This window comes from Rhodococcus pseudokoreensis (assembly GCF_017068395.1).
Lineage (GTDB): Bacteria > Actinomycetota > Actinomycetes > Mycobacteriales > Mycobacteriaceae > Rhodococcus_F > Rhodococcus_F pseudokoreensis.
In genome coordinates, this window is sequence record NZ_CP070619.1 from 876,534 (window position 1) to 903,319 (window position 26,786).

At 68.3% G+C, this 26,786-nt stretch carries 28 protein-coding genes; 7 read left to right on the top strand and 21 right to left on the bottom strand.

All coding sequences use genetic code 11. From position 1 onward, the window contains the following. Positions 1–12 precede the first annotated feature (12 nt). From JWS13_RS09535 to JWS13_RS09575, 9 genes are all read right to left on the bottom strand, one after another. Entirely contained in the window at positions 13–696 is a 684-nt protein-coding gene (locus JWS13_RS09535; protein ID WP_206005390.1) for a dTMP kinase, read from the bottom strand. A 56-nt stretch (positions 697–752) separates the two neighbouring features. Further along, entirely contained in the window at positions 753–2,237 is a 1,485-nt protein-coding gene (ahcY, locus tag JWS13_RS09540) for an adenosylhomocysteinase (RefSeq protein WP_206005391.1), read from the bottom strand. 90 nt (positions 2,238–2,327) lie between these two features. Continuing rightward, complete coding sequence (locus tag JWS13_RS09545; protein WP_087556702.1) at positions 2,328–2,948, bottom strand: TetR/AcrR family transcriptional regulator; 621 nt, start codon at positions 2,946–2,948, stop codon at positions 2,328–2,330. 144 nt (positions 2,949–3,092) lie between these two features. After that, positions 3,093–4,601: an amino acid permease gene (locus JWS13_RS09550; RefSeq protein WP_206005392.1), complete on the bottom strand. Its 1,509-nt coding sequence runs from the start codon at positions 4,599–4,601 to the stop codon at positions 3,093–3,095. Between the two features lie 28 nt (positions 4,602–4,629). Continuing rightward, a complete protein-coding gene (locus tag JWS13_RS09555; RefSeq protein WP_206005393.1) occupies positions 4,630–5,556 on the bottom strand; it encodes a cation diffusion facilitator family transporter in 927 nt (308 codons plus the stop codon). 78 nt (positions 5,557–5,634) lie between these two features. Further along, positions 5,635–6,867, bottom strand: a complete 1,233-nt coding sequence (gene manA, locus JWS13_RS09560) for a mannose-6-phosphate isomerase, class I (protein WP_206005394.1) — start codon at positions 6,865–6,867, stop codon at positions 5,635–5,637. Then, positions 6,867–7,946, bottom strand: coding sequence for a tobH protein (locus tag JWS13_RS09565; protein WP_206005395.1), 1,080 nt, complete (start codon positions 7,944–7,946; stop codon positions 6,867–6,869). The genes manA and JWS13_RS09565 overlap by 1 nt, the downstream gene beginning before the upstream one ends. Before the next feature lie 78 nt (positions 7,947–8,024). Beyond that, on the bottom strand, positions 8,025–9,392 hold the full coding sequence (locus tag JWS13_RS09570; protein ID WP_206005396.1) for a phosphomannomutase/phosphoglucomutase: 1,368 nt from the start codon (positions 9,390–9,392) through the stop codon (positions 8,025–8,027). A gap of 103 nt (positions 9,393–9,495) precedes the next feature. Next, positions 9,496–9,891, bottom strand: a complete 396-nt coding sequence (locus JWS13_RS09575; RefSeq protein ID WP_087556708.1) for a DUF3499 domain-containing protein — start codon at positions 9,889–9,891, stop codon at positions 9,496–9,498. 80 nt (positions 9,892–9,971) lie between these two features. Here JWS13_RS09575 and JWS13_RS09580 point away from each other — a divergent pair, with 80 nt between their 5' ends. Beyond that, a complete protein-coding gene (locus JWS13_RS09580) occupies positions 9,972–10,463 on the top strand; it encodes a metallopeptidase family protein (RefSeq protein ID WP_015890079.1) in 492 nt (163 codons plus the stop codon). Here JWS13_RS09580 and JWS13_RS09585 read toward each other — a convergent pair whose 3' ends face one another. Continuing rightward, the gene (locus tag JWS13_RS09585) at positions 10,464–10,724 is read right to left on the bottom strand and encodes a WhiB family transcriptional regulator (RefSeq protein ID WP_167372239.1); all 261 of its coding nucleotides are present in this window, start codon (positions 10,722–10,724) and stop codon (positions 10,464–10,466) included. A 528-nt stretch (positions 10,725–11,252) separates the two neighbouring features. Between JWS13_RS09585 and cofD the strand changes: the two genes are divergently transcribed. From cofD to JWS13_RS09600, 3 genes are read left to right on the top strand one after another with little or no spacing between them, the layout of a single operon-like run. Then, positions 11,253–12,236: a 2-phospho-L-lactate transferase gene (gene cofD / locus JWS13_RS09590; RefSeq protein WP_206005397.1), complete on the top strand. Its 984-nt coding sequence runs from the start codon at positions 11,253–11,255 to the stop codon at positions 12,234–12,236. Then, positions 12,233–13,597, top strand: a complete 1,365-nt coding sequence (locus tag JWS13_RS09595) for a coenzyme F420-0:L-glutamate ligase (RefSeq protein ID WP_206005398.1) — start codon at positions 12,233–12,235, stop codon at positions 13,595–13,597. Before cofD ends, JWS13_RS09595 begins: the two co-directional genes overlap by 4 nt. 10 nt (positions 13,598–13,607) lie before the next feature. Then, complete coding sequence (locus tag JWS13_RS09600; RefSeq protein ID WP_087562376.1) at positions 13,608–14,156, top strand: NUDIX hydrolase; 549 nt, start codon at positions 13,608–13,610, stop codon at positions 14,154–14,156. A 14-nt stretch (positions 14,157–14,170) separates the two neighbouring features. Here the strand turns inward: JWS13_RS09600 and manB are convergent, their stop codons facing one another. Genes manB through rfbD form a run of 3 tightly spaced genes read right to left on the bottom strand, consistent with a single transcriptional unit; the run spans position 14,171 to position 17,022 of the window. Then, entirely contained in the window at positions 14,171–15,250 is a 1,080-nt protein-coding gene (gene manB, locus JWS13_RS09605) for a mannose-1-phosphate guanylyltransferase (RefSeq protein ID WP_124390393.1), read from the bottom strand. After that, positions 15,240–16,139 (bottom strand): glycosyltransferase family 2 protein, encoded by a 900-nt coding sequence (locus JWS13_RS09610; protein ID WP_206005399.1) that lies wholly within the window; start codon positions 16,137–16,139, stop codon positions 15,240–15,242. Before JWS13_RS09610 ends, manB begins: the two co-directional genes overlap by 11 nt. A 34-nt stretch (positions 16,140–16,173) precedes the next feature. Then, positions 16,174–17,022 carry a dTDP-4-dehydrorhamnose reductase gene (gene rfbD / locus JWS13_RS09615; protein WP_206005400.1) on the bottom strand — a complete coding sequence of 283 codons (849 nt, stop codon included), beginning with the start codon at positions 17,020–17,022 and terminating at the stop codon, positions 16,174–16,176. A gap of 68 nt (positions 17,023–17,090) precedes the next feature. Here rfbD and JWS13_RS09620 point away from each other — a divergent pair, with 68 nt between their 5' ends. Further along, complete coding sequence (locus JWS13_RS09620) at positions 17,091–18,626, top strand: LCP family protein (RefSeq protein ID WP_476748552.1); 1,536 nt, start codon at positions 17,091–17,093, stop codon at positions 18,624–18,626. Positions 18,627–18,649: 23 nt separating this feature from the next. Further along, the gene (locus tag JWS13_RS09625; RefSeq protein ID WP_206005401.1) at positions 18,650–19,369 is read left to right on the top strand and encodes a TIGR03089 family protein; all 720 of its coding nucleotides are present in this window, start codon (positions 18,650–18,652) and stop codon (positions 19,367–19,369) included. Here JWS13_RS09625 and JWS13_RS09630 read toward each other — a convergent pair. The 3 genes from JWS13_RS09630 to JWS13_RS09640 form a co-directional block, all read right to left on the bottom strand. Continuing rightward, positions 19,354–19,734, bottom strand: a complete 381-nt coding sequence (locus tag JWS13_RS09630) for a hypothetical protein (protein ID WP_206005402.1) — start codon at positions 19,732–19,734, stop codon at positions 19,354–19,356. The genes JWS13_RS09625 and JWS13_RS09630 overlap by 16 nt on opposite strands. A gap of 440 nt (positions 19,735–20,174) precedes the next feature. Then, positions 20,175–20,702 (bottom strand): 5-(carboxyamino)imidazole ribonucleotide mutase, encoded by a 528-nt coding sequence (gene purE / locus JWS13_RS09635; protein ID WP_072951207.1) that lies wholly within the window; start codon positions 20,700–20,702, stop codon positions 20,175–20,177. Beyond that, positions 20,686–21,945, bottom strand: a complete 1,260-nt coding sequence (locus JWS13_RS09640; protein WP_206005403.1) for a 5-(carboxyamino)imidazole ribonucleotide synthase — start codon at positions 21,943–21,945, stop codon at positions 20,686–20,688. The genes purE and JWS13_RS09640 overlap by 17 nt, the downstream gene beginning before the upstream one ends. A 131-nt stretch (positions 21,946–22,076) precedes the next feature. Between JWS13_RS09640 and JWS13_RS09645 the strand changes: the two genes are divergently transcribed. Then, a complete protein-coding gene (locus JWS13_RS09645) occupies positions 22,077–22,637 on the top strand; it encodes a GtrA family protein (RefSeq protein ID WP_192581743.1) in 561 nt (186 codons plus the stop codon). A 3-nt stretch (positions 22,638–22,640) separates the two neighbouring features. Here the strand turns inward: JWS13_RS09645 and JWS13_RS09650 are convergent, their stop codons facing one another. Genes JWS13_RS09650 through JWS13_RS09670 form a run of 5 tightly spaced genes read right to left on the bottom strand, consistent with a single transcriptional unit; the run spans position 22,641 to position 26,699 of the window. Further along, positions 22,641–23,975: a sensor histidine kinase gene (locus JWS13_RS09650; RefSeq protein ID WP_206005404.1), complete on the bottom strand. Its 1,335-nt coding sequence runs from the start codon at positions 23,973–23,975 to the stop codon at positions 22,641–22,643. 8 nt (positions 23,976–23,983) lie between these two features. After that, positions 23,984–24,664: a response regulator transcription factor gene (locus JWS13_RS09655; RefSeq protein ID WP_025432276.1), complete on the bottom strand. Its 681-nt coding sequence runs from the start codon at positions 24,662–24,664 to the stop codon at positions 23,984–23,986. A gap of 39 nt (positions 24,665–24,703) precedes the next feature. After that, positions 24,704–25,261, bottom strand: a complete 558-nt coding sequence (locus JWS13_RS09660; protein WP_206005405.1) for a PH domain-containing protein — start codon at positions 25,259–25,261, stop codon at positions 24,704–24,706. Positions 25,262–25,276: 15 nt separating this feature from the next. After that, a complete protein-coding gene (locus JWS13_RS09665) occupies positions 25,277–25,834 on the bottom strand; it encodes an HdeD family acid-resistance protein (RefSeq protein WP_206005406.1) in 558 nt (185 codons plus the stop codon). Positions 25,835–25,850: 16 nt separating this feature from the next. Further along, entirely contained in the window at positions 25,851–26,699 is an 849-nt protein-coding gene (locus JWS13_RS09670) for a biotin--[acetyl-CoA-carboxylase] ligase (RefSeq protein WP_206005407.1), read from the bottom strand. Between the last annotated feature and the right edge of the window lie 87 nt (positions 26,700–26,786).

A 26,786-nucleotide genomic window follows, 5' to 3' on the forward strand; every position in this document is an offset into this window, starting at 1 on the left:
GCCCGTTCGCCGTTACGGCGTGCCGTGTTCTTTCTCGTCACGGCGTGCCGTGTCGTCACTCAAGAGTGCCAGGTTTTCGGCGAGCGTGACCGGATCGGTGTCCGGGGTGAGCACCCACCACGGCGAAATCCAGTCCTTCACGGCCAGCTCGCGGTACACCTCACCGGTGCGTTCCTGCAGGCCGCGGTCGCGTTCGTAGGCATCGAGGGACCGGCTGGCATCCGCCGATTCGCGGCCACGGGCGCGTTGCGCGGCGAGCGCCACGGGAACGTCCAGATACAGCTGCAGGTCGGGTCGAGGCAGCCCCAGCCGCCCGAATTCGAGGTTCTCCACCCAGCCCACGAACTCCCCGTCCGCCGCCTGGTGCAACCGGGCCGCGCCGTACGCCGCGTTGGACGCCACGTAACGGTCGAGGATCACCAGGTCGTGGCCGGCGAGCAGTGCGGACAGCTCGCCGACGGCACCGGACCGGTCCAGGGCGAACATGACGGCCATCGCGTGCACGGACTCGGCGAGGTCCCCGTGCGCGCCCTTGAGCGCCTCGGACGCCAGATCGGCGTGCACGGACCTGCCGTACCGCGGAAAGTCGAGGGTGCCGACCGTCAGACCCCGGTCGGCGAGGCGAGTCACGACGGCTCCGACCAGTGTTCGCTTGCCCGCGCCGTCCAGGCCTTCCAGCGCAATCAGTGTTCCCACGGGGAGCAAGGCTATCCCCCGGCCCGCACGCGACGGACCGGGGGACGCCGCGGCCGCTAGTACCGGTAGTGCTCGGGCTTGAACGGGCCCTCGACGTCGACGCCGATGTACTCCGCCTGCTCCTTGGTGAGCTTGGTGAGCGTGCCACCGAGGGCCTCGACGTGGATCTTCGCGACCTTCTCGTCGAGGTGCTTCGGGAGGCGGTACACCTCGTTGTCGTACTCCTCCGGCTTCGTCCACAGCTCGATCTGGGCGATCACCTGGTTGGAGAAGCTGTTGCTCATCACGAACGACGGGTGGCCCGTCGCGTTGCCGAGGTTCAGCAGGCGGCCCTCGGACAGCACGATGATCGAGTGGCCGTCCTTGAACCGGAACTCGTCCACCTGCGGCTTGATGTTGATGCGGGTGATCTCACCGGACCGCTCGAGGCCTGCCATGTCGATCTCGTTGTCGAAGTGACCGATGTTGCCCAGGATGGCCTGGTGCTTCATCTGCTTCATGTGATCGAACGTGATGATGTCCTTGTTGCCCGTGGACGTGATGATGATGTCGGCCCAGCCGATGGCCTGCTCGACCGTCTTCACCTCGAAGCCGTCCATCAGTGCCTGGAGAGCATTGATGGGGTCGACCTCGGTGACCGCGACGCGGGCGCCCTGTCCGCGCAGCGCCTCGGCGCAACCCTTGCCGACGTCGCCGTAACCGCAGACGAGTGCGGCCTTGCCGCCGATCAGCACGTCGGTGCCGCGGTTGATGCCGTCGAGCAGCGAGTGGCGGGTGCCGTACTTGTTGTCGAACTTGCTCTTGGTGACCGAGTCGTTGACGTTGATCGCCGGGAAGACGAGTTCACCGGCAGCAGCGACCTGGTACAGACGCAGGACACCAGTGGTGGTCTCCTCGGTGACGCCCTGGACCGACTCCGCGACCTTCGTCCACTTGGTCTTGTCCGCTTCGAGGGACTGACGCAGCAGGGCGAGGAACACCTTGTACTCGTCGGAGTCCTGGTCGTCGTCGGTGGGCGGCACGACGCCCGCCTTCTCGAACTGCGCGCCCTTGAGGACGAGCATCGTGGCGTCGCCGCCGTCGTCGAGGATCATGTTCGCCGGCTTGTCGGCGTCCGGCCAGGTGAGCATCTGCTCGGCGGCCCACCAGTACTCCTCGAGCGACTCGCCCTTCCACGCGAACACCGGGGTGCCCTGCGGCTCCTCCGGCGTGCCGTGCGGGCCGACGACGATCGCGGCGGCAGCGTGATCCTGCGTCGAGAAGATGTTGCACGAGGCCCAGCGGACCTCGGCGCCCAGCGCAGTGAGCGTCTCGATGAGCACGGCCGTCTGGATGGTCATGTGCAGCGAACCGGAGATGCGAGCGCCCTTGAGCGGCAGCACCTCTGCGTACTCGCGGCGGAGCGCCATCAGTCCCGGCATCTCGTGCTCGGCGAGCCGGATCTCCTTGCGGCCGAACTCGGCGAGCGAAAGGTCCGCCACCTTGAAATCGATCCCGTTACGGCTCTCGGCCACGGGCGTGGTTGAAACTGAGGTCGTCATCTGCCTCTCCTGGTTGACTGCTGTTTCGGTCAAGGCTATCGGTACTGCGGCCCGGCGGTCACACTCACGTGACACGGCGCGACCGGGCGATCACTGCCGATCGGCTCCGCCGACGGCCTCGTCCACGAAAGGCCCCAGAAGAGCGCCCAGATCCTCGGCGACGTTGGCCTCGGATTCGGGTGGCATCGAGATGTAACTCATAGCGAGACGCACGATGGCGCGGCTGAGGATCCCCGCGTCCGACGGGTTCGCCCGTACCCAGCCCCGCTGGAACACCTCGGAGAGCCGCGTCGACGCCCGCTCGATGATCGGCGCGCTCTCGGTCGTGATCAGCCGCAGCAGGTCGGGCTTGGTCTCGCCGCGCAGAAGTGACTGCACCAGAGGGTCGGACAGGCTGGCCGCGAAGAACGCGGTGAAACCGGCGAGCAGCGCGGCGCGGCCCTGCCCGACGTTCGTCACCAGCGCCTCGTCGACCGCGTCGACCAGTTCGTCGGCGAGCCGGAGGGCGTACGCCTCCGCCAGGCCCTGCCGGGACTTGAACTCGTTGTAGAGCGTCTGCCTGCTCACCCCGGCGCCGGCCGCGACATCCGACATCGTGATGTCGGACCAGTCCTTCTCGAAGAGGAGATCCCGCATCGCGTCCAGCACCGACTGACGCAGCAGCAGCCGCGCAGCCTCCTGATAGGGCACCCGGACACGCGACGAAGTCATGGCGACGACCTTAGTGCCCCGCTTTCGCCGCACCGTAATCCGGGCGGCTCAGGTCGTCCGGGACGTCGTCCCAACGAATTACGGCGCCGCGCCGGCGCGAGGCGCCGAATTCTACTGCACCCCAGCCGGAAAACCTCGAGCGCCTCAGACCTCGCCGCGGCTGCGCCGCTCCATCATGGAGTGACGGCGGCTGTAGGCGAAGTAGATGATCACACCGATCACCATCCACACGACGAACCGGATCCACGTCTCGACGGACAGGTTGACCATCAGCCACAGGCAGGCGAGAACCGCGAGGATGGGTACCACCGGCACGAACGGGACCCGGAATCCGCGGGGCAGGTCCGGGCGGGTGCGGCGCAGCACGATCACGCCGATCGACACGAGGGAGAACGCGAACAGCGTTCCGATGTTCACCATCTCCTCGAGGGTGCCGATCGGGAAGACACCCGCCAGCACGGCCACGACGACACCGACGAGCACGGTGATCCGAACGGGGGTGCCGTGCTTGCCGGTCGGCGCCAGCCGCCTCGGCATCAGCCCGTCCCGGGACATGGCGAACAGCACACGGGTCTGCCCGAGCATCAGCACCATCACCACGGTGGTCAGTCCGGCCAGTGCACCGAACGAGATCAGGTTCTTCGCCCACGTGATCCCGTGGATGCCGAAGGCGGTGGCCAGATTGGAACTGTCCCCGGCCAATTCGTGGTAGTCGACCATGCCGGTGAGCACCAGCGTCACCGCCACGTACAGGATCGTCACGATCAGGAGCGATCCCAAAATTCCGCGGGGCAGCGCCTTCTGCGGATCCTTCGTCTCCTCGGCGGTGGTGGCGACGATGTCGAACCCGATGAACGCGAAGAACACCAGGCTGGCCGCCGCGAGCAGCCCGTACCAGCCGAACGTGCTGCCGCCCGCGCCCGTGACGTAGGAGAACAGGGACTGGTGGATGCCCTCGCCCGTGCTGCCCGCCTCGGACGGCGGAATGTACGGCGAGTAGTTGTCGGGGTCGATGTAGAACGCGCCGACGACCACGACGACCAGGACCACGGCCACCTTGATCGAGGTGATCACGAGTGAGACGCGCGACGACAGCTTGGTGCCCGTCGCCAGCACGACGGTGATGATCGCGACGATGAGGACCGCGCCCCAGTCGAATTTGACCGAGCCGATCTGCGCGATCGGCGAATGGTTGCCGATCACCTCACCGAGATACAGCGACCAGCCTTTCGCCACGACCGACGCGGCGAGCGCGAATTCGAGGATGAGGTCCCAGCCGATGATCCACGCGACCAGTTCACCGAACGTCGCATAGGAGAACGTGTACGCGCTGCCCGCGACCGGAACGGTCGAGGCGAACTCCGCGTAGCAGAGCGCGGCGAGGCCGCACGCGATGGCGGCGATGACGAACGCCGCCGACACGGAGGGACCCGCGACGTTGCCCGCGGTGCGCGCGGTGAGTGTGAAGATGCCGGCACCGATGACGACGGCGACACCGAAGACGGTCAGGTCCCACGCCGTCAGATCCTTGCGGAGTTTGGTTTCCGGTTCGTCGGTGTCACGGATCGACTGCTCGATCGACTTGGTGCGGAACAATCCGGTCGGCCTGCCGCCGATATCCGGTTCTCCGCTGCCTTTGTCCTGGATGGCCACATCAGCCTCCTCAATCGAAAGTTGCCGTTCAGCCTATGCCTTCGGTCGCCCGGAACAGGTCGGGTTCGATGTAGATGCGGCGAGCCGCCGGGACGGCGCCCCGCACCCTCGCCTCGGCCTCGTCGATGGCCTCGGCGATCGCGCCGATGTTCGAACCGGGGGCCATCGCCACTTTCGCCGCCACGAGGATTTCCTCGGGTCCGAGGTACTGGGTCTTGCAGTGGATGACGCGCTCGATCTTCTCGCCGTCGGCGAGGGCGGCGAGAATTTTCGCCTCCTCGTCGGCGGTGGCGCCTTCACCGATGAGCAGGCTCTGCATCTCGACGATGAGGATGATCGCGATGATTCCGAGGAGGGCGCCGATGCAGAGGGTGCCGACCCCGTCCCACACCGGATCGCCGGTGAGCATCGTCAGTCCGACACCGCCGAGCGCGAGGACGAGACCGACCAGTGCGCCGGTGTCCTCGAGCAGCACGACGGGTAGTTCGGGGCTGCGCGACGTGCGGATGAATCCCCACCAGCTCGCCTGACCCTTGAGCGGACGCGACTCCCGTACGGCGGTGAGGAAGCTGAACCCCTCGAGCGCGATGGCGATCACCAGGATGACCACCGCCACCAGTGGCGACGACAGTTCCTCGGGATGCTGGATCTTGTGGATGCCCTCGTAGATCGCGAACAGCGAACCGAGGCTGAACAACACGAGTGCGACGACGAAGGAGTAGAAGTAGCGGCTGCGCCCGTAACCGAACTGGTGCAGATCGTCCGCGGCGCGTTCGGCCTTCTTCTGGCCGAGCAGGAGCAGTCCCTGATTGGAGGTATCGGCCACCGAGTGCACGGATTCCGCCAGCATGGACGACGAGCCGGTGATCAGGAAGCCGGCGAACTTGGCTACCGCGATACCGGCATTGGCGCCGAGCGCGGCGAGAATCGCCTTCTTTCCCCCATGAGCCGACAACTGACTTCTCCTCTCGGTCGCACACGGCCCTCACGACGGGCCGCGGAGCCCTTCTCGGATCGCAGGGCGGCTCACAGGCTACGCGATCGGGGAGCCGACCCTCGCACTGAACAACTGGGCGCATTCGGTGCCCGCCGTCACCACCACTTCGGGGTCCTCGGCCGCGATCCAGACGGCGTTTCCCTGGGAGAGTTCGAGGCCGTCGGTTCCGCACCGCAACGCCACCGAACCCGAGGTGCACAGCAGAATGTGCGGCCCCTCCGAGTCGAGCCGGTGCTCCGTCGGCCCGTCCGGTGACAGGTCGATCCGCGCGAGGACGAATTCCGGCGCAGGCGTCGAGTACACGAATTCGCACCCGCCCGGACGCTCCTGCGCCTCCAGGATGGGAATGTCGACGGTGTCGAAGTCGAGGACCCGCAGCAACTCCGGAACGTCCACGTGCTTCGGCGTCAGTCCGCCGCGCAGCACGTTGTCGGAGTTGGCCATGATCTCGACCGCCATCCCGTGCAGGTAGGCGTGGAGATTGCCGGCGTCGAGGTACAGGCCCTGCCCCGGTTCGAGGGTGACCCGGTTCAGCAGGAGCGCGGCGAGCACACCCGCATCCCCCGGGTACACCTCGCTCAGTTCGAGGGCGGTGCGGACCTCCGCCGCGAATTCACCGTCCGTGGTGTTCGACAGGTAGTCGACGCATCCGTCGAGCACCCTCGGCATCAGCGCACCGAGCACGGGCTGCGGCAACGTGATCCACGTGGTGAACAGCGCGCGGAGTCCGTCCGAGTCGGGTTGGCCGGCGATCAGGCCGGCGTAGGGCTGCAGTTCCGGAACGGCGATCGCCTCGAGCAGTTTGACCGTGCGCTGGGGGTCGCGGAAACCGGCGAGCGCGTGGAACCTGCTGAGGGCCACGACGAGTTCGGGTTTGTGGCTGGCGTCCTTGTAGTTGCGCACGGAGGACTCGAGGGGGATTCCCATCTCGTTCTCCCGGGCGAATCCCTCCCACGCCTGCTCGGCGCTCGGATGCGCCTGCAACGACAGCGGTTCCTCCGACGCGAGCAGCTTCAGGAGGAACGGGAGGCGTTCGCCGAACGCCTCGACACTCCGCTTGCCGAGCTGGCGTTCGGGCTCCGAGTGCACCAGATCGAGAAGAGACCGGGGCCCCTCGTCGGTGATGACACGGGCCGGGTCACCGGGGTGCGCGCCCAGCCACAGTTCCGCCTCCGGATGTGCCGTGGGAACCGGAAGTCCGCGCAGCTGTGCGATGGCGGTGCGCGATCCCCACGCGTAGGACCGGAGCGCACCTTCGAGTCGGTGCACTAGATACCGCCGATCAGCTGTAGATACGCGGCCGTCATGTCGAGCCTGCCGACCAGGACCGCCGCCTGTTCCAATTCGGGGCGCTGCGAGGGGACCGGCCCCTCGTCGGACGACGCGACGACGAGGTCGACGTCGCCGAGGACCGCGATCCGGCGTTCGACGAGCATCCGATCGGCATCGGCCGACAGCACGAATGTGCGGACCGGGCTCGCCGGCGGCGGACCGTCCAGTTCGGGATCGTGGAAGATCGAGTCGTGCGCGGACAGCGCCTGGTCGACGCGGAACGTGCCTGCCGCGCTCAGCACGTCCGGAAGCTCCGACGCCGTCGCCACGCGCCCGGCGTGCAGCAGCGCCTCGGCGCCGTGGCGGGCCAGCTCCACCGTGCTCTCCGTGTCTCCCGTGAGCACGATGCGGCGTCCCTGCATGCGGGAGGCCAGTGATTTCGCGGGGTTGTGGAACACCTCGCTGTCCGGCCGGTCGCGGAGCGCCTCACCGTCGACCGCGTCGGCGAGTTGCTCGAGGTCGGGAACCTCGTCGCCCCAGCGTTCCGAACCGACCACCCGCAGGACGGCCAGCAGAACCGCGAAATACCGCAGCAGACCGTGCCGGGTCAGTGCCCGGACCCGCGGCGCGAACATGACCACGCGGCCCGCCCCTGCCGCCTGTAAAGGTCCCTCGTCCGGTGCCGCGACCACCACTTCGGCGCCGCGGCGCACCGCCGCGTCGATTGCCTGCACGAGCCGGGGGTCGCCCGCGTCGTCGCCGGCCACCACGACCACGTCGAGCGGGCCCACCCAGACGGGGGTCCGGGTGGCGCGCACCAGCGGGAATCCGATCCGTTCGGCGAGGACCGCCGTCAGAATCCCTGCCCCGCGGCTGGCCCGCCCCGCGCCGGTGACCACCACCACGCTGCGCGGACGCAGCCCCTGCAGTCGTTCGAGAGCCCCTTCCTCGACAGCGGACCGGGTGGCCCTGATCTGGGCACCCCCCATTGCGGCGGAACGCAGTACGCCCTCGGTGTCGGCGGAAACCAGTGCGTCCCCGTCGTCCAGATCGAGCAGGGGCGTCGGCGCTGTCATGACACCGCACCCCCTTTCCTCATCAGTGCAAGCCACATTCGCAGCACGAGCAGAACCTTGTTATTCCAACTATGGCAGTCAGGCTCGGACGATGCCCAATATCTCGGTAACGAGTGCATCTACGTCTGCCGTCGTGGGCGCTTCGACGTTGAGTCGCAGCAGCGGTTCGGTGTTGGAGGCGCGCAGGTTGAACCACGCGTCGCCGTTCAACTCGACCGTGACCCCGTCGAGCCGGTCGACGCCCGCGGTGCGATCGGCGAACGCCGCCACCACCGCGTCGGTCCGCTCGGCGGCGTCCGCGACCGTCGAATTGATCTCCCCCGACGCCGCGTACCGCTCGTACTTGGCCATCAGTTCGGACAGCGGACGGTCCTGCTCCCCCAGCGCCGCGAGGACGTGCAGCCCGGCGAGCATGCCGGAGTCGGCGCCCCAGAAATCGCGGAAGTAGTAGTGCGCGGAGTGCTCGCCACCGAAGATCGCGCCCGTCTCCGCCATCTGCTGCTTGATGAACGAATGCCCGACCCGGGTGCGCACCGGGTGTCCACCCAGTTCGGTGACCAGTTCCGGCACGGCGCGAGAGGTGATCAGGTTGTGGATGACGGTGGCGCCCGGCTCCTTGGCCAGCTCACGCTCGGCGACGAGGGCCGTCACCGCGGACGGCGACACCGGGTTGCCGAGCTCGTCGACCACGAAGCAGCGGTCGGCGTCGCCGTCGAAGGCCAGACCGATGTCGGCACCGGTCTCCCGGACGTACCGCTGCAGGTCCACCAGGTTCGCCGGGTCGAGCGGATTCGCCTCGTGGTTCGGGAACGTGCCGTCGAGCTCGAAGTACAGCGGCTGCAGTTTCACCGGCATCGGCTCGAACACGGCGGGGACGGTGTGTCCGCCCATGCCGTTGCCCGCGTCCACGGCCACCGTCAGCGGCCGGAGGCCGGACAGGTTCACCAGGCCGCGGACGAAACTCGCGTACTGATCGAGCACGTCCTCCTCGGACACCTCGCCCACGGCGCCGTCGTACGCGGGAACCCCGTCGACGACCTCGGCGGCGATCGCGGCGAGGCCCGTCTCCTGCCCCACCGGCTTCGCGCCCGCGCGGCAGAGCTTGATGCCGTTGTACTTCGCCGGATTGTGGCTCGCGGTGAACATCGCACCGGGGCAGTCGAACAGTCCCGAAGCGAAATACAGCTGATCGGTGGACGCGAGTCCGATGAGCACGACATCCAGGCCCTGCGCGGTGACACCGACGCCGAACGCGCGGGCGAGTTCCGGGGACGACGCTCGCATGTCGTAACCGATCACGACCTTCGTGGCGCTCTCCTCGCGGACGAGTCGTGCGAATGCGCCACCCACGTCCTGCACGAACGCGGCGTCGATGAGTTCACCGACGACACCCCGCACGTCGTAAGCCTTGATCACGGCATGTACGGACTCGGCTGATCGCGCCACTTCTGTTTTCTCCTTTACGAGCACCAGTGCTGGCGCAAGCCTAATGCCTGCCCGTGGCGGGCACGGCACGCAACGGACCGCAGGCCCGGGACGAGCTGGGACGTCAGTTGGCAGGGTCGGGAAGAACCCGCAGGTGGCCACGCCGCCCGGTACGGGCCGGGCCGGGCGAGGTGCCTGTTTCGGCGCGCTCCTCGGTGGACACGGCCCGCTCGGACCGTCCGCGATCGCCGAGGCCCGCCTCCCGCACGGCCTCCGCCAGCGCGGTCAGATCGTCCTCGTCCGGGGTGCTCGACGAAAATCCACCCTCGTACCGAACCAGTTCCCAGCCCTTGGGTGCGGTGATCCTCGACGCGTGCGTTTCGCACAGATCCCACGAGTGCGGTTCGTCGACCGTCGCGAGCGGGCCGACGACGGCGGTGGAGTCCGAGTAGACGTACGTGAGCGTCGCGACAGCGGGGTTCTTGCACCCGGGGCGGCAGCATCGACGCAGAGATCTCACAGCTAGAAAGCCTAGCCCCACGAAGGCCCCACACCTACTCGGACACACCGACAGTGTCCGGCTGTCGTAATGTCCACTCCATGTCCAGAGCACGACGCAGGCGTCCCGTCACCACCCGATCCGTCGACCGGCGGGGACGTGGGATCCGCGGGTCCGTGTTCCCCCCGGACGCGCCGGCGCGACGCAGCCGCGCGGAGAAATTCGATCTGGTGGTTCTGGAGGCGTTCGCACCGATCGACTCACGCTGGCGTGAACGCCTCACGAAGTTGGACATCGCCGTCGACGAAGTCCCGAAGATTCATGCGCTCGACCCGGATTCGGTCAACTGGCCCGCCGAGGTCGTGGCGGACGGACCCGTGCCGCTGTCCCGCTTGATCCCGGCAGGCATCGACCGGCACGGATCCACGACGCGGGCGCGAGTCGTCCTGTTCCGGCGACCGCTGGAACAGCGCGCCAAGGATCCGGACGATCTCACCGACCTGGTGCACGACGTGCTCGTACAGCAGGTGAGTACGTACCTCGGAGTCGAACCCGAGGTCATCGACCCGGATCTGCCGGGCGATGAGGACTGACTAGACGATCCCCCGCTTCAGGCGCCGGCGCTCACGCTCCGACAGGCCACCCCAGATACCGAACCGCTCGTCGTTGGCCAGTGCGTAGTCGAGGCATTCGTCCCGCACCTCACAGCCGAGGCAGATGCGCTTCGCTTCTCTGGTGGATCCTCCCTTTTCGGGGAAGAAGGCCTCGGGGTCGGTCTGCGCGCACAGCGCGCGTTCCTGCCACTGGTCCTCGATGGTGTCGAACAGTTCGTCGAAACCGGTCACCAGACTCAACGCCGGGCGGGGGCCCGCCGTCTCGACTTCCTGCGCGACGAGTTCCGGCACAGGAATTTCTTTCACACTGCTTTCTTGCACACTGATTTGTTCAACGCTGATTTGTTGCACACCGTCTTCTTGCACACCGTCTTCTTGCACACAGACTTCTTGAACACAGACGCCGTCCGCTGCGCCTGCTTCGGAATTGGTCTGCGGTTCGTCGCTTACTGTGCTCCAGCGAGTCTCCGACTCGAGCTGCTCATTGGGCATCGTTCCGCCTCCTCACCTGTGATAGCGCAGAAAATTTCGATTGATCATGTACCCCGAACCGAACACCCCTGCCACCCCGTTCGAACAACCGTTCGAATTGATCCCCGCTGCAAGTGATTCCACGCCCGCAACGTTGGAATGACATATTTGTGATTAGACACGCCCAGCGTGTCGCGGTCAAGCTAACCGCAGAAAGTCGATTACTATTTCGCGCTCTCGAATCACCCTGGGGAAGCAGCCCACCGGACGCCGGCGGCCACCGCCTAGGCTTACACCGTGAACGTGACTGTATTGGTTGGCGGGGTCGGTGGGGCCCGGTTCCTGCAAGGGGTGCGGCGGCTTCTCGGTGCCGATGCACCGGAGGGTGCGGGTTCGTCGCATCGGATCACGGCGGTGGTCAATGTCGGTGACGATGTGTGGATGCACGGGTTGCGGATCTGCCCGGACCTGGACACCTGCATGTACACCCTCGGCGACGGTATCGACCCGGTTCGCGGGTGGGGTCATGCCGGTGAAACCTGGAACGCGAAGGAGGAACTCGCCGCGTACGGGGCGAAGCCGGACTGGTTCGGGCTCGGCGACCGGGACATCGCGACCCATTTGATTCGCACCCAGATGCTGCGGACGGGGTATCCGTTGTCGGCGGTCACCGAGGCGCTCTGCAACCGCTGGCAGCCGGGTGTGACGTTGCTGCCGGTCACCGACGACCGTAGTGAAACTCACGTGGTGATCACCGACCCGGAGGACGGGGAGCAGCGGGCGATCCACTTCCAGGAGTGGTGGGTTCGGCACCGCGCGCAGGTCCCGACGCACAGTTTCGCGCACATCGGCGCCGAGCAGGCGTCCCCCGCCCCGGGGGTGCTGGAGGCGATCGAGGGCGCCGACATTGTGTTGCTGGCGCCGTCGAATCCGGTGGTCAGCGTCGGCGCCATCCTGGCGGTGCCGGGGATCCGGGGGGCTTTGCGCACCACCACGGCGAAGGTGGTCGGGGTGTCCCCGATCATCGGCGGGAAACCGTTGCGCGGCATGGCCGACGAATGTTTGGACGTGATCGGGGTGGACACCTCCGCGGAGGCGATCGGGCGCTGGTACGGGGCGCGCAGCGGCACGGGGATCCTCGACGGGTGGCTGGTCCACGACACCGACACCGCCGACGTCCCCGGGGTGGCGGTGCGGGCGGTGCCGCTGCTGATGAGCGACCCGGACGCCACCGCCGCGATGGTGCAGGCGGCCCTGGACGTGGCCGGGGTGACGCTGTGAGCGCACCGACCGGTGGGGAGCGGGTCGATCACGCGCCGGGCGGGGCGATCGAAATCCTGCCGGTGACCGGGTTGCCGGAGTTTCGGCCCGGCGACGACCTGGCCGCCGCCATTGTTACGGCCGCCCCGTGGCTGCGGGGCGGTGACGTGCTGGTGGTGACCAGCAAGGTGTTCTCCAAGGTGGAGGGCCGGATCGTGACCTCCCCCACCGACCCGGAGGAGCGGGACGCCGCCCGCCGGCGGCTGGTCGAGCAGGAAGCGGTCCGCGTCGTCGCCCGGAAGGGCCGGACGCTGATCACCGAGAACCGGTTGGGGATCGTGCAGGCCGCGTCCGGTATCGACGGCTCCAACGTGGAGGGCTCGGAACTGGCGTTGCTGCCGGAGGATCCGGACGGCAGCGCCCAAAGGCTGCGGGATGCGATCGGGGTGGCGCTCGGTGTCACCGTCGCGGTGGTGGTCACCGACACGATGGGGAGGGCGTGGCGCAACGGGCAGATCGACGCCGCGATCGGTGCGGCCGGGTTGCCGGTGCTGCACGGGTACGCCGGGGCCCGGGACTCGCAGGGCAACGAACTCGTAGTCACCGAGGTCGCGGTCGCCGACGAGATCGCCGCCGCCGGGGATCTGGTGAAGGGCAAACTCGGTGGGGTGCCGGTCGCGGTGGTCCGCGGTCTGGGCCTGACCGACGACGGGTCGCGGGCGCGGGATCTGATCCGGGCCGGGGAGGAGGACCTGTTCTGGCTCGGTACCGCCGAATCGGTGGAGCGGGGGCGGGCGGAGGCGGTGCTGCTGCGCCGCTCGGTCCGCGAGTTCGCCGACGATCCGGTCGATCCGGTCGCGGTGCGGGCATCGATCGCCGAGGCGCTGACCGCCCCGGCGCCGCATCACACCCGGCCGGTCCGGTTCGTGTGGGTCCGCACCCGCACCGTCCGCGAGGAGCTGCTGACGGCGATGCGGCAGCGGTGGCAGGCCGACCTGACCGCCGACGGCATGAACGCGGAGGCGGTGGCGGCGCGGGTGGCGCGGGGGAACATCCTGTTCGACGCGCCGGAGGTGATCGTCCCGTTCTGTGTGCCCGACGGTGCGCACCCCTACCCCGACCCGCGGCGGCGGGCGGCGGAGGCGACGATGTTCACCGTCGCGGTCGGTGCGGCCGTGCAGGGACTGCTGGTGTCGTTGGCGACCAAGGGAATCGGCAGCTGCTGGATCGGGTCGACGATCTTCGCCGCCGACACCGTGCGCGGGGTCCTCGACCTGCCCGACGACTGGGAACCGCTCGGTGCGATCGCCGTCGGCTACCCCCTCGACCCACTCACACCCCGCAGGCCCGTCGACCCTGGCGACGCCCTCATCGAGAAATGACCCCCACACGATGAGCGCCGAATCACTGCACCGCACCGCGACTGCCGCACTCGAGGGCTGGAAGACGCTCGACGAGAACGACGAATCGTTGCGGCACACCATGCTTGCGTTCCTCGCATCCGCGCCGCTCGGGTGCCTGCGCGAATACGCGCCCGGGCACATCACGGCCTCCTCCCTCGTCCTGGACGAGGGAGGATGTCACGTGCTGCTCACCCTGCATCCCCGGGTCGGCCGGTGGATCCAATTGGGTGGGCACTGTGAGCCTTCCGACGATACCGTCGTCGACGCCGCACTGCGGGAGGCGTGCGAGGAATCGGGGATTCCCGACCTGCGGATCGACCCCGAACTGCTGTCGGCCCACACCCACCCGATCACGTGCTCACTCGGGCAGCCCACCCGGCACCTGGATCTCCGGTTCCTGGTCCGCGCGCGGTCCGGCGCCCACATCGTGCGTAGCTCCGAATCGACGGATCTGCGCTGGTGGCCGGTGGACGCACTGCCGCCGAACGCGGAGAAGTCCACGATCGACCACCTCGTGCACCTGGCCGGACTGCGCTAGGGGCGCTGCACCTCTCACACGTCCGTGCTGAACCGCACCCCGCCGTCGGGCAGCGTCACGCCCGGCCACACCCGGGCCCCGCGCAGCAGTTCGCATCGGGCACCGATATCGGCTCCGTCACCGATCACCGCGTCCCGCACGAGGGCCCGCGGACCGATGCGCGCACCGAATCCGATGATGGACCGTTCGACGGTCGCACCGGCCTCCACGACGGCACCGTCGAAGAGCACCGCACCGTCGAGTCGTGCGCCCGCACCCACCTCGGCGCCGCGGCCGACGACGGTGCCGCCGATCAGCAGTGCGCCGGGGGCGACGCCCGCACCCGGATGGACGAGCGATTCGCCGCGGGGACCGTCGAGCGCCGGCGAGGGAGCGATGCCGCGCACCAGATCCGCCGAACCGCGCACGAAGTCCTCGGGAGTGCCCATGTCGCGCCAATACGACGAGTCCACGTGTCCGTAGACGCGGGCGTCACCGGCGAGCAGCGACGGGAACACCTCACGCTCCACCGACACCGGACGGCCCTCGGGGATCTGTTCGATGATCTCGCGCTTGAAGACGTAGCAGCCGGCATTGATCTGGTCGGTCGGCGGATCCTGCGTCTTCTCCAGGAAGGCGGTCACCCGGCCGTCGGAATCGGTGGGCACACATCCGAACGCCCGCGGATCGCCCACCCGCACGAGGTGCAGCGTGACGTCGGCCTCGCGGGTCCGGTGCGTGTCGAGGATCGCTCCCAGATCGGTGCCGCCGAGGACGTCGCCGTTGAAGACCATCGCGTGGTCCCCGCGGAGCTTCGGCAGAACGTTGCGGATGCCGCCACCGGTGCCGAGTGGTTCGGTCTCGGTGACGTAGTCGATCTCGAGCCCCAGCTTGGAACCGTCCCCGAAGTACTCCTCGAAGACCTCCGCCTTGAAGGACGTGCCCAGCACGACGTGCTTGATCCCGGCCGCCTCGATCCGTGCCAGCAGATGCTGGAGGAACGGCAGACCCGCCGTGGGCAGCATCGGCTTGGGCGCCGACAACGTCAGCGGGCGAAGCCTCGTTCCCTTACCGCCGACCAGCACCACGGCATCGGTCGTCTTCTCAATTGCCATCTGTCGTTCCCCCCTCGTTCTGGTTTCTGCGTCGTTCCCGGACCGCGGCAGCCACGGCGATCTTCGACCGCACCGCCAATCCTCCCCGAAGTGCCCACCGCAGCGGCGCCTGCCACCAATGGGGATGGCGATCGGCCTGGAACCGGTACGCACTCTGATGGTGGGCGGGCAGCATCAGTTCCGGATGCTTGCCCGCGGCGTGCCCCTTCGCGTGGGTGACCTCGGCGGAGGGCACGTAGACGTTGAGCCACCCCGCCTTGCCCAGGCGGTCACCGAGGTCGACGTCCTCCATGTACATGAAGTAGCGGGAATCGAAGCCGTTGATCGAGTCGAACGCGACGCGCCGCATCAGCAGGCACGAACCGGACAACCAGCCGACGGACCGCTCGCTGACGGACTCGTTCTCCTGACGGTAACCGGCAGTCCACGGGTTGGACGGCCACACCGTGCCCAGCACCGCATGTCCGGCACCCGACACGAGGTCGGGGACCTGGCGCGCCGACGGGTAGATGCTTCCGTCGGGTTCCAGAACGAGAGGTCCGAGCGCCCCCGCCCGCGGCCAGCGCTCGGCGGCCGCGAGAAGAACGTCGATCGATCCGGGCGCCCAGCGAACATCCGGATTGGCGATGACGACGAACTCGATGTCCTCGTCGATCTCCGCCACAGCCCTGTTGATGGCACCGCCGTAGCCGATGTTCCCGCCGGTGCGCAGCAGGCGCACGTGCTCGTGCGCCGCGTCCGCGGCCTCGGGGGCGCCGTCCGTCGAACCGTTGTCGGCCATCACGACCTGCGGATCTTCTTTCGTCGCCTCGGCGAGAGTGCCCAGGAATTGCTCCAGATGCTCACCTGGCGAATAGGTCACCGTCACCACGGCCAGCTTCGAACTCACGCGGGCAAGCGTAGCCGTTGAAAGGGGGTCCCTCTCACACCGCGGCATGCAGAGCGGCGCGCAACGCGTCTCGCCACGGCCGCAACGGGGTCAGCCCGGCGTCGGCCCACGCGCGGCCGGACAGCACCGAGAACGCCGGCCGTGGGGCGGGGCGCACGAACTGGGCACTCGTGCAGGGGTGCACGCGCTGCGGGTCGGCACCCGCCTCCTCGAACACGGCACGCGCCAGGTCGAACCAACTCGCCCGGCCCGAGTTGGTGGCGTGCAGCACCGGTGCGTCGATGTCGCTGCGCCCGGCCAGTTCGAGCAGCCCGTCGGCCAGGTCGCCGGCGAATGTGGGCGAGCCCACTTGGTCGTCCACGACGTCGACCGTGTCACGTTCACGTTCGAGTCGGCGCATGGTGGAGACGAAATCGGAACCCACCCCGCTGTACACCCAGGCGGTGCGCACCACGTGCGCGGATGGAAGCGCAGCGTGGACGGCGCGCTCGCCGGCCAGTTTGGTGCGTCCGTAGGCCGTCGCGGGACCGGTCGGGGCGTCCACCTCGTACGGCGTGTCGCCGTCCCCGGAGAACACGTAGTCGGTGGAGACGTGGATCAGCCGGGCACCCACCCGGGCGCACGCCGCCGCCAGGTTCGCGGGACCGTCCTCGTTCACCGCCCGCGCGGTGTCCTCGTCCGACTCCGCGGCGTCGACCGCCGTGTACGCGGCGCAGTTGATCACCACCGAACCGGCCTCGACCTGGGCGAGCACCGCGTCGCGGTCGGTGATGTCGAGCTCGTCCGACCCCACACCCCGGGCCGGAATCCCGGCGGCCTCGGCTCGTCGGAGGAGGTGTCCACCCAGCTGCCCCCGGGCGCCGGTCACAAGGATGTTCGTCACGGCGCCCAGTCTGGCACGCCGATCCACGCCTCCCTGCTCCAGCCGCGGCGACCAGTAGCCTGGTTTCCGTGTCACACGAGCAACCCGCACCAGACGCACCCCCGAGCACCGCTCGGCGGCCGATTCACATCGCTGTCGCGGTGCTGTCGGTGCTCGCACTCGTCGTCACGGGATTCGCGTGGCGGAGCATCGACTCGCTGCGCAACAATCTGGCAACCGCGGGCGGTCTCGGACTCGGCGGAAGCGCCGACGGCGCCGTCGACATCCTCATGGTCGGCACCGACAGCCGCACCGACGCCCACGGCAACCCCCTCTCCCAGGAGGAACTCGACTCGCTGCGCGCCGGCGAGGAAGTGGCGTCCAACACCGACACCATCGTCCTCATCCGCGTCCCGAACGACGGCAGTTCCGCCACCGCCATCTCCATCCCCCGCGACTCCTACGTCGACGTTCCGGGCATCGGCATGTCGAAGATCAACGCCGCCTACGGCGCCACCAAGGAAACCGAGAGGCTGAAGCTCGTCGAGGACGGAGCCACCGACAAGGAGGCCGAGGAGGAGTCGACGAAGGCAGGCCGCGAGGCTCTCATCCAATCGGTGGCAGACCTCACGGGCATCACCGTCGACCACTACGCCGAGGTCGGGCTGCTCGGGTTCGTCCTCCTCACCAACGCGGTCGGCGGCGTCGACGTCTGCCTCAACGAACCGGTGGACGAGGACATGTCGGGCGCCCACTTCCCCGCCGGTGAGCAGTCGCTGAAGGGTGCGGACGCACTGAGCTTCGTCCGCCAGCGCCACGACCTTCCCCGCGGCGACCTCGACCGCATCGTGCGCCAGCAGGTGTTCATGGCGTCCCTCGTCGGCAAGGTGCTGTCCGCGAAGACCCTCAGCGACCCGGGCAAGCTGAACGAACTCAGCGGCGCGGTGCAACGCTCGGTCGTGCTCGACGACGACTGGGACATCATCGAATTCGCCACCCAACTGCAGGACCTCGCCGGCGGCAAGGTGCAGTTCGAGACCATTCCGGTCGCGGACCTCAACGGTATGACCGACTACGGCGAGTCCATCGTGGAGGTCAAGCCGAAGGACGTGAAGAAGTACGTGGCCGGTCTCGTCGGCGAGGAGCCTGCCGACTCGGAGGACACCACCACCACCAAGTCCGAGACGCCCGACATCGACACCTCGACCGTCACCGTCGACGTCGCGAACTCGAGCGACGTCGGGGGTCTCGCGAACGGTGTGGCCGACGCCCTGACGTCGCTCGGCTACGGCCAGGGTGAGATCGGTAACTACACCGGCAAAGCGGTGAGCGAGACCACCGTCTTCGCGCATTCCGCGGACGACGACAGCGCCAAGGCGGTCGCGGCCGCACTCGGGGGGCTCCCCACCGACACCGACTCCACGCTGCCCGAAGGCTCGGTCCGGGTGGTGCTGTCCGGTGACTACCAGGGGCCGACGTCCGCCGAGACCATCAGCACCACCTCGTCGTCCGAGTCCTCGGAGACGGGCCTCGAGCCCGTGTCCACGGCAGGAACGACCCCCACCCCGGCACCGCCCGGCCCGCCCATCGATGCCGGCTCGTCGGGCCCGCGTTGTGTGAACTAGAAAACGAGAGACGGACTGTGTCCATGAACCATGCGTCCCGCACGCTGACCGACGCCCTGCTCGACCCGATCCTGAAGAACGACCCGGCCGGACCGCGCGTCACGTTCTACGACGACGCGACGGGCGAACGGGTCGAACTCTCGGCGCTCACCCTCGCCAACTGGGCGGCTAAGACCGCCAACCTGCTGCGCGACGAATTCGCCGTCGAGCCCGGCGCCCGCGTCGCCGTGCTCCTGCCCGCGCACTGGCAGACCGCCGCGGTACTCCTCGGCGTCTGGTGGGCCGGCGCCGAGGTCGTCCTCGAACCCGACGCGGACGCCGAGATCGCCCTCGTCTCCGCTGCGCACCTGAGCGACGTCGAGGACGTCCCGGAGGTCGCGGCGCTGTCGCTGGACGCGTTCGGCCGACCCGTTCCCGACCTTCCTGTCGGCATCACCGACTACGCCACTTCGGTGCGCGTTCACGGCGACCAGTTCAGGCCGACGGTCGCGGGACCCGCCCTCGCAGGCAAGAGTGTCGACGACGTTCTCGCCGCGGCACTGGCCTCCGCCGAGACGCACGGGATCACCGGCTCCGACCGGGTGCTGTCCGTCGAGGCGTGGGACTCCCCCGACGCCCTGATCGACGGTCTGGTGGCCGTTTTCGCGGCCGGCGCGTCACTGGTGCAGGTCACCAACCCCGACACCGCGGCTCAGGCGAGGCGCATGGACACCGAGAAGATCACCCGTCAGCTGTCCCGGTAGCCGCCGTCCGCGAGGCCCGCGGCGATCTCGAACCTGTTCCGGGCACCGCGACGCCTCGACTCCTCGAACAGGTACCGCAGCGCGAAGGTCCACCCGTACGTCGCCCACTGGTCGGCGTGGACCGCTTCGTGTCGCAGCAACGATCTCGCCGGTTCCTTGCCGGTGAGAAACGCACCGCCGATGGTCGTCCCGCCGCGCGCGTACCCACCGCGCATGCCGCTGCACACGAACAGGCCGAACTCGTCGTCGAACGCAATGCGCGCACCCCACAGCCGGGCATACGCCAACGCCAGCCGGGTGATCGCCGCCGACTCGGGATTCCCCCGCGAAGCGCGGATCATCGTCACCCCGTGGCTGCGTTTCATGTGCGCAGGATAAGCGCTCGCGGCAGGGTTCATCCACAACCTCACGCCGCGGGAATCCCGCGCAGCACCATCGCCTCCCGGTGCCGGAGTGGCCGCTACCACCGTGTGCTGCCCACGGTGTACTCCCTCGTCGAACCCGACACGTACGACCGGTGCGCCGCGGTGCCTGCGTGGCGGCCGGCCGCGGTGCTGAGTCACCGCACAGCGGCCTGGCTCTACGGGTGGCTGCCCGAACCGACGGTCGTCGAAGCCACGATCCCCAGGGGGCTCCGCGTGACGCCGCCCGACTGGCCCATCCCGATGCGATCGCCGACGAGATCATCGCCGCAGTGCGAAGACGACGCCGCAGTAGGCGCCGGAAGTGAACTGAGCCGCCACTCGTCGGCCTCCGAGGGCTGTTTCGGCCCCGGGAGAGCGAAGAGTGGCGGCTGAGTACGAAATCAGCCCAGCAGTTTGTCGCGGAGGGCCTGATCCTTGCCCAGGACCATCTTCTCGAGCCCGTCCTGGAATGCGACCATCTGCTGCTGCAGGGCGGGGTCGGCGGCACCGAGGATGCGGACGGCGAGGAGGCCGGCGTTGCGGGCGCCGCCGATGGACACGGTGGCGACGGGGACGCCTGCGGGCATCTGCACGATCGAGAGCAGTGAGTCCATGCCGTCGAGGTACTTCAGCGGGACGGGTACACCGATGACGGGCAGCGGGGTGGCCGATGCGACCATGCCCGGCAGGTGGGCGGCGCCACCGGCGCCGGCGATGATCACCTGGATGCCGCGGCCGGCGGCGTCCTTCGCGTAGTCGAGCATGCGCTGCGGTGTGCGGTGTGCGGAGACGACACCGACCTCGAAGCGCACCCCGAATTCGGCGAGCGCCTCGGCGGCGGCCTCCATGGTGGGCCAGTCGGAGTCGCTGCCCATGATGAGCCCGACCTGTGCGCCCTGCCGTGCTGCCGTGTCACTCACCGTGTTCATCCCATCCGTCGGTCCATTCAGCGTGCGAGAGCCAGTGTGCAGCGCGTTCGGCCCGCTCACGGACCCGTGCCACGTATTCGGGGTCGTCGATCGAGCCCGGCCCGCCGACGATGTTCACGTGACCGATCTTCCGGTCCTCACGTTCGCCCTTGCCGTACAGGTGGATCTTCGCGTCGGGCATCCGCGCGAAGAGGTGGTGGACGCGTTCGTCCATGCTCATCTCGGGCGCGGTCGGCGCGCCGAGGACGTTCGCCATCACCGTGATCGGTGCGAGGGGCGCGGTGTCGCCGAGCGGGTAGTCGAGGACGGCGCGCAGGTGCTGCTCGAACTGTGAGGTGCGGGCGCCGTCCATGGTCCAGTGACCGGAGTTGTGCGGGCGCATCGCGAGTTCGTTGACGACGAGCGTGCCGTCGGTGGTCTCGAACAGTTCGACGGCCATGGCTCCGACCACACCGAGTTCGGACGCGACGCGGAGCGCCAGTTCCTCGGCGGCCTCGGCGACCGAGTCGGGCAGCGCCGGGGCGGGGGCGAGGACCACGGCGCACTGTCCGTGGCGTTGCACGGTCTCCACCACCGGCCACGTGGCGCCCTGACCGAACGGTGACCGCGCCACCATCGCGGACAGCTCACGCCGCATCTCGACCTTCTCCTCGACCAGGAGGGAGACACCCTTGTCGAGTTGCTGGGTGACGATGCGCTCGGCCTCGTCGGAATCGTCGGTGATCCACACACCGCGACCGTCGTATCCGCCGCGGACGGCCTTGATGACGACGGGCCAGCCGTGTTCGGCGCCGAACTTGACGACGTCCTCGGCCCAGGTGACCTCGGCGAACGCCGGGACCGGTGCGCCGAGTTCGCCGAGCTTGCGGCGCATCGCGAGTTTGTCCTGCGCGTAGATGAGCGCCGTCGGCGGCGGCTGCACGTTGACGCCCTCGGCGACCAGAACGTCGAGGTGCTCGGTGGGCACGTGCTCGTGGTCGAACGTCAGCGCGTGTGACCCGACTGCGGCCCTGCGGAGCGCGTCGAGGTCGGTGTGGCTTCCGAGGACGACGTCGGGGCTCACCTGCGCTGCGGGTTCGTCGGGGGTGCCGGAGAGCACCCGCAGTGTCTGGCCGAGCGCGATTGCGGCCTGGTGGGTCATTCGCGCGAGTTGGCCGCCACCGATCATCGTCACGACGGGTTGCCCGGCGGTCAGATCGCGGGGTGTCGTGGGACGCGGTGTGGAGTCAGAGTTGCCGGTCACGGGTCACTAGTTTGTCACGTCCGGTGCCGGGTTCCGCCGCCGAGGTCGCCGGGCCGGAGTTTCTGTGATTCTCCTGATGATCTCGCCGCCAATTGGTGGTATCCGGTCCGACTTTCGTAAACTCATCCGTTGTGTCATTTGTCGACGGCGTCCTTGCACGCGTTCCCCAGCCTTTCCGGGCTCTCGCGTTGCGCCATCACGAACTGATCAAGTTCGCGATTGTGGGCGGCACCACCATGATCTTCGACCTCGCGATCTTCTATTCGCTGAGCCTCACGATCCTCGAAGAGAAGCCGGTGGTCGCCAAGGTTCTGTCCGGAATTCTCGCGACGGTCCTGAGCTACATCCTCAACCGCGAATGGTCGTTCAAGAACCGCGGCGGACGGGAACGCCATCACGAGGCCCTGCTGTTCTTCACGATCAGCGGAGTGGGTGTTCTCCTCGCCGCCGCGCCGCTGTGGATCGCCAACAACGTGTTCGACATCCGCGAGACGCAGGACAACCTGACCACGTTGGTGATCGTCGACTTCGTGCTCAACTACATCATCGGCAACCTGCTGCAGATGGTGTTCCGTTTCTGGGCCCTGCGCCGGTTCGCATTCCCCGACGAGAACGTGCATCTCATCGATCCGGATCTCGTCGACCCGGATCTCGTCGACGAGGCCGCCGAGGAAGAAATCGGCCAACCCTGACCGTCAGCGCGGTTCCCGGATCCCGGTGACCCGCGTCGGCACGTGCTCGCGGGCGATGGGAACGAAGATCGCGAACAGGGCCGGACGGCGACGCTGCAGTTCCAGCCGGCCGCCGTCCGCCTCGATGAGCGCACGGGCCAGCGCCAGGCCCACACCGGTCGAACCGGCCCCCGAGAAGCCGCGGTCGAAGATGTGCGGCGCGAGGTCGTTGCTGACGCCGACACCCTCGTCCGACACCTCCACGCACACCATCGCCTCGCGCGGCGACAGTTCCTTGCCCGGCGCCCTCTGATTCTGTCCCTGGATCAGGCGCACCGAGACCGTGCACGTCCCCGCCCCGTGCATGAGCGCGTTGTCGACGAGGACCGCCACGGCCTCACGGAGCCGGGAACCGGTGGTCGACGCCATCACGTTGGTGTCTCCGCGCAGCAGCAGCTCGCGGTCGACGTCCTCGAACGGCCGTTTCCAGTCCGCGATGACCACGCTGAGCTCCCGGATCACCGACACCTGGGTCTCGGTGCCGCTGCTGCGGGAGGAGCGGACCAGTTCGTCGATCGCGACGGTCAGCCGGTCCACCTGCGCCATCGCCTCGTCGGCCTCGACGACGACGGCCGGATCCGGGTGCACGGACAGCTCGTCGAGCCGGAGGCGGACGGCCGTGAGTCGGCTGCGGAGCTGATGGGAAACGTCGGCGACGAGTGCGTGCTCGCGCTGCAACCGTCCCGCGATCTCCACGGTCGCCGAGTCGAGGACGTCGGAGACGCGGTCGAGTTCGGGGATGCCGTGGCGCCGGACGTCCGGCCGGAAGTCGCCCTCCGCGAGCCGGGCGGCCCGGTTCGCGACGTCCCGTAGCGGGTCGGCGAGCCGCTTCGCCGTGACATAGGCCACTACGGTGCCTGCGGCGATGGACACGAGCACCAGCAGCGCGACGGCACCGACGGCCTGACGTTGCTGGGTGCGCATTTCGTCGGACGGCACCTCGAGGCGGAGCGAACCGGACGTGCCCATCGCGAGAGACTCCACGAGCGGCGACTGCACGGACGATTCGCCGATGTCCACTCGCGCGGCGCCGTCGTCGGTCGTCGGATACACCACGACCAGGCGGCCCCCGGCGGGCGTCAGCAGTCGCAGGGAGTTCGTGTCGAGGTCGCCTTCGACGACACCGTTGACGCCCTCCTGGGTGATGATCTCCGTCGCCATCCGATCCAGCCGGACCTGCAGGTCGCTCCGGTTGAAGTCCTCGACCCACAACCAGGCCGTGTAGATCAGCGGCACACCGAGCAGCAGCGCCGTGAGGATCACGACTGCGAGGATCGACTGGAGAATTCTGCGGCGCACTACCCCGCCTAGTCGGTGTTGATGCGGAAACCGACGCCGCGGACCGTCGCGATCCGACGCTCGGCGGCGGGGCCCTCGTCACCGATCTTCCGGCGAAGCCACGACATGTGCATGTCGAGGGTCTTCGAGCCACGCAGTTCCACGTCGCCCCACACTTCCGCGAGGATCGTGTCGCGCGACACCACCTGTCCCGCGTGTTCGAGCAGCACCCGCAGAAGCTCGTACTCCTTGTTGGCGAGGGCGATCTCGGTTCCGTTCACGAGCACCCGGCGGGCCGCCGGCTCGAGCCGGATGCCCCCGACCTCGACGACGGAATCCTCGCCGCCGCCGCGCCTCCGCAGCAGGGCACGCACCCGGGCCATCAACTCCGCCAACCGGAACGGCTTGCCCACGTAGTCGTCGGCTCCGGCGTCGAGTCCGACGACGAAGTCCACCTCGTCGGTGCGCGCGGTGAGCATGAGCACCGCCAGTTCCGAACTGTGGGCACGCACCTGCCTGCACACCTCGAGCCCGTCCATCCCCGGGAGTCCGAGGTCCAGGATCAGCAGGTCGTAGGCCCCGTCGAGCGCCTGCTCCAGCGCTGCCGGGCCGGTCTGCTCGATGGTGACGTCGTATCCTTCCCGGCCCAGTGCCCGCGACAGCGGGGCGGCGATGGCTTCGTCATCTTCGGCAAGCAATACAGCAGTCACCTCCACAGCGTACGGAGGTGCGGAGAAGGCCGTGACCGGTTACCAGCCTTTGCCGGTGTCGGCGTCACCGCGCGGGTCTTCCCGCTCCCGTTCGCGGTGGAGATCCATCGCGTCGAACACCTGGTGGTAGAGCAGCGAGTGGACGCGCTGAACGTCGGGGATGTCGTCGAATTCCAGCGGGTCGTCGGAGGACGACACGATGACCAGCGTTCCGGTGCGGAGCATCCGATCGAGGAGGCCGTGCCGGAACTGCACGTTGCTGATGCGTCCCATCGGAATGTCGATCCCCGTGTGCGTCATCACACCCTGGCGGATGAGGACGCGTCGGTCGGTGACGATGAAATGGGTGAACTTCCAGCTGAGAAACGGCGCGACGCAGCGCCATCCGACGAGTCCCAGCCACAGCACGAGGACGACGACGAGCACGACGGTCAGTGCGGAGCCGTCCAGCTTGTTCTCGGCGACACCCGCGGCGAAACCCGCGACCGCGGTCGCCAGCAGAAAGGTGACGGCGGGGAGCAGCAACATCTTCCAGTGCGGATGGCGGTGAAGCAGCAGTTCCTCGTCCTCGGCGAGCGCGTCCTCCGGATATCCCATGCGAAGAGTGTGCGCCTAACGCATGCGGCTGAGCACGATCGGGGTGATCACGATGATGATGCCGTACAGCACCATCCACACGCCGACCACGATCACGAACACCTCGAGCGACAGTTCGGGCTGCAGGAGCACGAATGCCCCGGCGACGACGCTGATCACTCCGAGCACGATGGTGAGGCCACGATTCGCGACCGAACCGGAGGCGCCCTCGACGATATCGAGGACACCCCGGAACACCCACCACGCACCGATGATGAGCGCGATGATGACGACGGTCTGGAGCGGGCTTCTCAGCACGAGGAACGCGAGAAGTATTGCCAGAGCGCCGGATACGCCCACGAGGGTGCGCGCACCTCCACTGGCCTCGACGTCGGCGAACGCCCGGATGATCTGGACGATCCCGAATCCGAAGAACTGGATGGCGATCAGGACGGCCAGCACCGTGAGGGTCACGTGCGGCCACACGAGCACGGCGATGCCCAGGCCCAGGGTGAGCAGACCGAGCACCACCGTGAGACCGGTCAACGTGCGCCGGGCTGCGGTGACGGAGGACTCCGGAATTGAGGTACTCATGTACCACAGTGTCGCACTACTCGGTGCGCACCGGGCGTAAATGTGTGATGTCACCTGCGGCGACGGCGACCGTACCGGGCTGTCCGTCGGGGGCGATCACGACCCGCCCCTCCGCGTCGACGTCCGTTGCGATGCCGATCAGTTCACGCCCGCCGGGCAGTTCTGCGCGCACCCGCTGGCCGAGTGTGCCGCAGCGCTCACGGTAGGCCGCGGCGAGTTCCGTGACGTCCCAGTTCGCGTCGTGCCACTGCTGCCAGCGATCAGCGATGGCACGCAGCACCGCCCGCACCAGGGTGTCGCGGTCACTGACCTCGGCACCCTCGAGGACGAGCGACGTCGCGTGCTCGACCGGCAGTTCCTCTCTGGTGAGACTCACGTTGAGTCCGATCCCCACGACGACCGCGGGATCCGGTGCCGTGGCGGACACCTCGGCGAGGATCCCGGCGACTTTCCGTCCGTCGATGAGCACATCGTTGGGCCACTTCAGTTCCGCAGGCACCTTCGCGGTGGCGCGCAGCGCGTCGACGACGGCGACGCCGGTCAGCAGCGGCAGCCACCCCATGTCCTGAACGCGCATCCCCGGCATCGTCAGCAACGCCGAGACCGCGATCTGCGCCTGCGGCGGGCTCACCCAGGCGCGGGAGTGGCGGCCCCGGCCGCTGCCCTGGAACTCGGCGAGCAGCACGTGCCGGTCACAGTCCGACGTCGCGGCGCGCGCGAGAAGGTCCGCGTTGGTGGACCCGGTCTCCTGCACCACGTCGAGCCGAGACCAGAACTTGCGGGTGTCGCTGTCGTCGTCACCGCGGACGAGCGCCGCCCGCAGATTGTCGGCGTTGAGAGGGGGTCGGTTCAGGTCGGTCCACATCACCACAGCCTAGGACGAGCAGCAAAAGGTACTGGTCAGTAGACGGGTCCGGGCAACCCGCCGCCTGACCACCTCCCTTGGCAGAAG